General features: G+C 67.4%; 4 protein-coding genes and 2 pseudogenes (1 of these 6 cut by a window edge). 5 read left to right on the forward strand and 1 reads right to left on the reverse strand.

Translation table 11 applies throughout. The annotated features are described in order from the left end of the window. From CED_RS12105 to CED_RS12125, 5 genes and pseudogenes are all read left to right on the forward strand, one after another. A pseudogene (locus CED_RS12105) lies at positions 1-527 on the forward strand (ribonuclease HII) (it extends 196 nt beyond the left edge of the window). Beyond that, positions 524-820, forward strand: coding sequence for a DUF2469 domain-containing protein (locus CED_RS12110; protein WP_011437963.1), 297 nt, complete (start codon positions 524-526; stop codon positions 818-820). Before CED_RS12105 ends, CED_RS12110 begins: the two are co-directional and overlap by 4 nt. A 300-nt stretch (positions 821-1,120) precedes the next feature. Next, positions 1,121-1,477 carry a YraN family protein gene (locus CED_RS12115; RefSeq protein ID WP_011437962.1) on the forward strand — a complete coding sequence of 119 codons (357 nt, stop codon included), beginning with the start codon at positions 1,121-1,123 and terminating at the stop codon, positions 1,475-1,477. Next, positions 1,477-2,403, forward strand: a pseudogene (locus CED_RS12120) (YifB family Mg chelatase-like AAA ATPase); the annotation flags it as partial. The gene CED_RS12115 and the pseudogene CED_RS12120, both read left to right, overlap by 1 nt. Before the next feature lie 20 nt (positions 2,404-2,423). Beyond that, positions 2,424-4,112 (forward strand): recombinase family protein, encoded by a 1,689-nt coding sequence (locus CED_RS12125; protein WP_235187041.1) that lies wholly within the window; start codon positions 2,424-2,426, stop codon positions 4,110-4,112. Between the two features lie 284 nt (positions 4,113-4,396). Here the strand turns inward: CED_RS12125 and CED_RS12130 are convergent, their stop codons facing one another. Continuing rightward, positions 4,397-5,842, reverse strand: a complete 1,446-nt coding sequence (locus tag CED_RS12130) for a replication initiator (protein ID WP_369807827.1) — start codon at positions 5,840-5,842, stop codon at positions 4,397-4,399. Between the last annotated feature and the right edge of the window lie 134 nt (positions 5,843-5,976).

Genomic DNA, 5,976 nt, shown 5'->3' on the forward strand with positions numbered 1-5,976 from the left:
AGCTCCTGACCGAGCAGATCCGTGAGAGCGTTTTCGAGGACGTGATGGCCGCCGCCGCGGCGTGGTCGACCGTCGTCATCTCCGCGGCCGAGATCGATCGGGTCGGCTTGCACGTGGCCAACATCACCGGAATGCGACGCGCGGTGGCGCGCCTGTCTGCGCGCCCGGGTTACGTGCTCACGGATGGATTCGCGGTCGCCGGTTTCGGAGTGGAGTCGTTGGCGGTGGTGAAGGGAGACCGGGTGGTCGCGTGCGTGGCGGCAGCTTCGGTCGTGGCGAAGGTGACGAGGGACCGGATCATGCGTGCGTTGCACACGCGCTATGCCGAGTACGATTTCGCGCAGCACAAGGGATACGTCACCGCGGCCCACGCGGCGGCGCTGGCGCGCTGCGGACCGTGTGACGAGCATCGGATGTCGTACGTCAACGTGGCTGCGCATGCGGCGACGACGAGGGAAGCACGATCGTTGCGGCTGGAGGACAGGGTGCTTGTGACCAGCCGGCATGGCGTCACGGAGACTGTATGAGCGCGGAAGACCTCGAGAAGTATGAGACCGAGATGGAGCTGCAGCTCTATCGCGAGTACCGCGACGTGGTGGGGCTGTTCTCGTATGTGATCGAAACCGAGCGCCGCTTCTACCTCGCGAACGACTACCAGATCGAGGTCAGGAACAGCACGGACGGCGAGGTCTTCTTCGAGTTGATCTTGCGGGACGCCTGGGTGTGGGACATGTTCCGGCCTGCGCGTTTTGTTAAGAATGTCCGAGTAGTCACCTTTAAAGATATCAACGTCGAGGAGTTGACCAAGGCCGAGCTCTGACGCCGACTCTCGGCGTCACGCTTTCCCGGCCCGGCTGCCTGATCGCCTCGGCATCTTGATCGTCTCGGCGGTATGTTCGGCGGATCGGCACCTCATTCCGGTCGGCTGTCGCCTGGATCGACGGTGCGATTCGACCCGTCACCGAAGTCCGTGATGACCCGCTGAGATGTCCGCCCAGCTCGCTCCTGTGGAGAAACCCTCGTCATCCACATGTCGATCATGTGGATGGCTCTCCGGCCCGCCCACGTCCACGCTGGTCACGACCGGCGGGCACCCGTCCCCCGGCGAACGGGAGCGGCGATGCGGGCAAAGGACGCACTGGGCAGGTTCGGCGAAGATGTCGCCGCCCGCCATCTGGCGGCGGTCGGCGCCGAGATCCTCGACCGTAACTGGCGCTGCCGCGAGGGCGAGCTCGACCTTGTTGTGCAGGACGGTGAGAGCCTGGTGTTCTGCGAGGTCAAGACCCGATCCGGGACGCGTTACGGATCGGCCGCCGAGGCCGTCGTAGGTCGCAAGGCGGCTCGGATCAGACGCCTGGCCGCCCGGTGGCTCGCCGAGCACCCCCACGCCTCGTCATTGGTGCGTTTCGACGTCCTCCTGGTGTCCCGTCCTTCGACGGGTCCGGTTCGTGTCGAGCACATCCGGGGAGCGTTCTGATGGCTCTCGCGCGGGCCCGGGCGGTGGCGGTCGTCGGGGTCGAAGGTCACATCGTCGAGGTGGAGGCGGATCTCGCCGATGGTCTTCCGCGGCTGACTCTCATCGGTCTGCCCGATGCCGCGTTGCATGAGTCGCGGGATCGGATTCGCGCCGCGATCGTGAACTCGGGCCAACGGTGGCCTGATCGGCGCATCACGCTCGGGTTGTTCCCCGCCACCCTCCCGAAATCGGGCAGTGGTTTCGACCTGGCCATGGCGGTGGCGATCCTCACCGCGGCCGGCGTGGTGCCGCGCGCCGCCCTGCTCCGTCGGGTACTCATCGGCGAGTTGGCGCTGGATGGCCGGGTGCGCGGTGTCCGCGGGGTGCTCCCGGCGGTACTTCGGGCGGTGGCTGCCGGTGTCGAACGGGTCGTGGTGCCGGCGGGCAACGCCGCCGAGGCGGCGCTGGTACCGGGCGCGGNGGNGGAGCCCGCTGTCGATCTCATCAGTGTGCTGGCGCTCCTGCGGGGAGAGATCGCCGCCGAGCCCGTGGCGGCCCCCACGACCGAAGCTGCCTCCACCGACGGTCAGGCCGGGGATCTGGCGGACGTGGCGGGGCAGAGCAGGGGCCGGCTGGCCGTCGAGGTCGCGGCGGCCGGTGGCCACCACCTGTTCATGCAGGGGCCGCCCGGCAGTGGCAAGACCATGCTGGCCGACAGACTGCCCGGGTTGCTGCCGAACCTCGGTACCGAGGCCGCTCTCGAGGTGACCGCGGTCCATTCGGTCGCCGGCCTGCTGCCCGCGGACTGCCCGCTCGTCACCCGACCGCCGTATCGCAGCCCGCACCACAGCGCGACCCCGGCGGCACTCGTCGGGGCAGGCTCGACGGTGATCCGGCCCGGGCTGGCCAGTCAGGCGCACCGGGGCATCCTATTTTTGGACGAGTCGTGCAAACTAAAGTACACTCTATGGAACGCGAACTAAGTGACGGAACGGTCGAAGGCATCGCCATCAACCCCGAAACAGGCGAAGAACACCCGTTCCTGCGTCGCCCAGGTCGGCGCACACGGGCCGTGGTCTATCCGCCCTTTCGGTCCTACGGCGTCGAGGTTCGGCCAGGGACGCGGCCGATCTGGCTCTATCTGCGGCTATCGAAGTACCACCGGGATGGCGCTGATGCGATCGAGCGTCACCGCATCGACCTCACGCGGCTACTGACCATCCAGGGTGGATGGACGATCATGGGTGAGTATGTCGACAACGACTCCGCGAGTGCGTCAGCGGTGCGGACCCGGAAGGGGTGGCACGCGCTGAACGCGGACGTGGAAGCCGAGGCGGTTACCGCCGTGGCGTTTTGGAAGTTGGACCGGACCAACCGGATCGCTACTCGTTGTATGGAGTGGATTGCGCGGTGTCAAGTCAAAGGCGTGATGTTGGTCTCGCATCAGGATTCGCCCGATGAGTTGAACACCGCCACTGCCGGCGCCAAGTTGGTTGTGGGGATCAAAGCGATCTTGGCCGAGGTTGAGACTGACGTGATGTCCGAGCGGCAGTTGAACGCCAAGCGCCACGCCGCGGAAGCAGGGTTCCATCACGGCGGCATGCGCCCGTTTGGGTGGATGCCCGGTGCCCGCGAGACCGACGAACTTGGACGGAGCGGGGTGCGCCTGGTGCCGCATCNGGTCGAGTTCGAGGCTCTCAAGGCCGCCGTACCGCTGGTGATCTCCGGCAAGAGTCTGCGGACCGTGGCCCAACACTGGAAAGATCAGTTCGGCATCACGGCCGCGGACGGATCGTTGATGGCAGAAGGTAACATTCGCCGCATCCTGGTCTCTCCACGCATGGTGGGCTACCGCATGCGCCAGGTCCCGGAGCATCGGCGCGGCGTCAAGATCAATCTATTGGACTATGTGGCCTGTGACGCCGAAGGGAACCCGGTCATCGCCCAGCAGCCAGTGTGCGACCTTGCGGCCTGGCGACAGGTGGTCCGCAAGCTAGAGGCAGCCCGGAACTCCCAGGTTCGTAGTCCATGGGGGTCGTTCGAGTGGCTCCTGACCGGGCTGATCTACTGCGAGTGTGGTCACAGGCTCTATGGGCTCCAGAAGGCGTACAAGGGCGAGGGGGGCGTGATCCGCCGCCGCTACGCCTACCGCTGCACCGCCAACCGGCGGAAGGGTGCCGGGACATGTGCCTATCGATCTGTGCTGCACGCCGAGCCGGGGGAGGCGTACGTGGAGGGGTGGCTATTCGCCTACCTCACCGATGACCGTCTCGCCCAAGCCCGCGCGAAGGAGAACGCCGCCCGGCAGCTTGCGAGCCCGACCGGCAGCCTGATGCGCGATCTAGAAGCCGCCCGAGCCGAGCGTGAGATCCTGGTTGCGCAGCAGGGGAGCCCTGCCTACCGCGGATCCAAAGTAGGGATCTTGCTCGGTATGATTGACAATGTGCAGGAGCGGATAGACCGGCTGGAGGTGCAGGCGAACGCCGCAGCAGTGGACGCGCTGCCCGTGACCTCCCACGCGGACCTTATGGCCGAGTGGCCCGATATGGACCTGAGTCAACGGCGCCAGCTACTCGCCCGCGTGATCGAGCGGATCGACATCGTTGCGGGCAAGGAGCCGCTTACCGAAAGGGTTAAGATCACTTCCCGTTTGTGATGGTCTGGCTACGGCGCGCCCGAAGCCGTCGATGATATGAATCACGTCACGTGCTAGTTCGTCGGGTAGGGGGCCCAGCGCCGCAGCCTGACGCCCTGCCCACCAACCTGCCACGTAGTCAGCACGCTCACCGTCACCGATGAAGGCCGGCACCACTGGTTGATCGTCGTTGGCGGTCGGCGTGGCGGCCCACCCGCCCACCCGCACCGTGGTCAGCTTCTGATTGTCGCCGCAGGGCGGCATCGTGGCTGGGTCCTGCGAACCGCCATCGGAACCTTCGGTACTCACTGGCTAGCCCGCCACGTGCCCAGGCTGCTTCCAGCCGCCCGCCGGGTGTCATGATCAGGGGAGTCCCCCGAACGGCCCGGATGTAGCCCCCGTCCCGCGTACGTCCAGGCCCCGAGGATCATCGTGTTCGGGTCGCCGTCGAGCCTGCCGAAAGCGTCCACCGAGACCTGTCCCGCGATGGCTGCGCCGAGGGTTCGGGACCAGATCCGCCGGGCCGTGCGCAGCGCACCGAACGTGGTCGAGTAGGCCCGCGATTTTGACAGCCAGTGGCCACCAAACCCCGCCTGGTGAGACCAACGGACCAGCCGGGGCACATCCCCCGACTCACGGCCCAACGCCACATCCAACGCCGCCGCGAACATCACGTCACGGCCCAGCCGCCAGCACGTCTCCACCAGCCGGCGCAGATGAGGAGTCAGCGTCAGCCGCGCCAGCGCGGCCAACGATCGCACCGGATGATCCAACGCCCCACCCGCCGCCGCCGACTTCGTGATGTACTTCGCCAGATAGTTGCTGACTCGCCCGACATCTGTGGGCCCGTCGAGCGCGATGCGACGGATGTCGACCTGTACGCCCCAGCGCACCGCCCACCCGTCGGCAGCAACCGCGCCGAGGGTGCCCGCGTCCGGATCAGGAGCAGGCACCGCCACCGACCCGACAACGTCCCGCAGAGCGTCCGCGACCAGATCTCCATCCGTCCACCCCGGAGGAGCGGAGTCAGGCCCGCCGGGACCATCCACCCGGATCACCACATGCAGGTGCACCACGCCCCGTGCCTGCATCTCCGCGACCTTCACGAAGCTCAGCCGCGCCGCACGGCGTAGCCCCGCCACCGTCAACCCGGCCGCCGCCGCTACGGCGGATTCGGTCGCGTCCCGGGTGGCCTTCCACAGCTTCGGGACGAGCGCATTCCAGGTCACCGCCCGGCCGTAGGCGTAACAGTCCGGGCAGATCGGGGAGCCCAGCCGGGAATCCGCCTCATGATGCCGCTCATGACAGCCCGCCGCACGGCCATGCGGGCAGGTGCCGCGCCGGGGGTGACACGCCCGCACCGGACCGGTCTTCCCGCCTTGCTGACGGCGGGAATGCACCGGCCCGAACGACGGAGCCGTCAACGTCACGAACCAGGCCGGATGCCCGGTGACCGTCTCCGGCACGCCCTTNCCGCCCGCCAGGCCCGCCAGGACAAGACGCCGCGCGTCCCGCTTGTACGTCGCCGAACACGCCGGGCAGACCGACTCCCGCCGGTTGTTGCACCGCACATGCACCNCCCCGCCGGGCAGACCCGCCGCCGAGAACGCCCGCCGCACCTCCCCGGACGTGACATCCACATGATCGGTGTGGCCCTTCAGGCGAATCGGAGAAACACAGCCACCGGCTACCGCAACCTGTACGGACTCCGCCACTTTCCGTGACTCCTTTCGGGTGTGGCAGAGCCACACCACCCACATGCGGGAATCAGATGGAGGGGGAACGCGCCGCGGTCATCGGCGTGAGATGGTCAGTCGGACCGCCGAAACTGCTCTTCCCAGCGCGCCCATGCTTGTTCAGCGGCTGGTGAGCCGTCGTCCGCGGT

It is taken from the genome of Frankia sp. CeD (assembly GCF_000732115.1).
Lineage (GTDB): Bacteria > Actinomycetota > Actinomycetes > Frankiales > Frankiaceae > Frankia > Frankia casuarinae.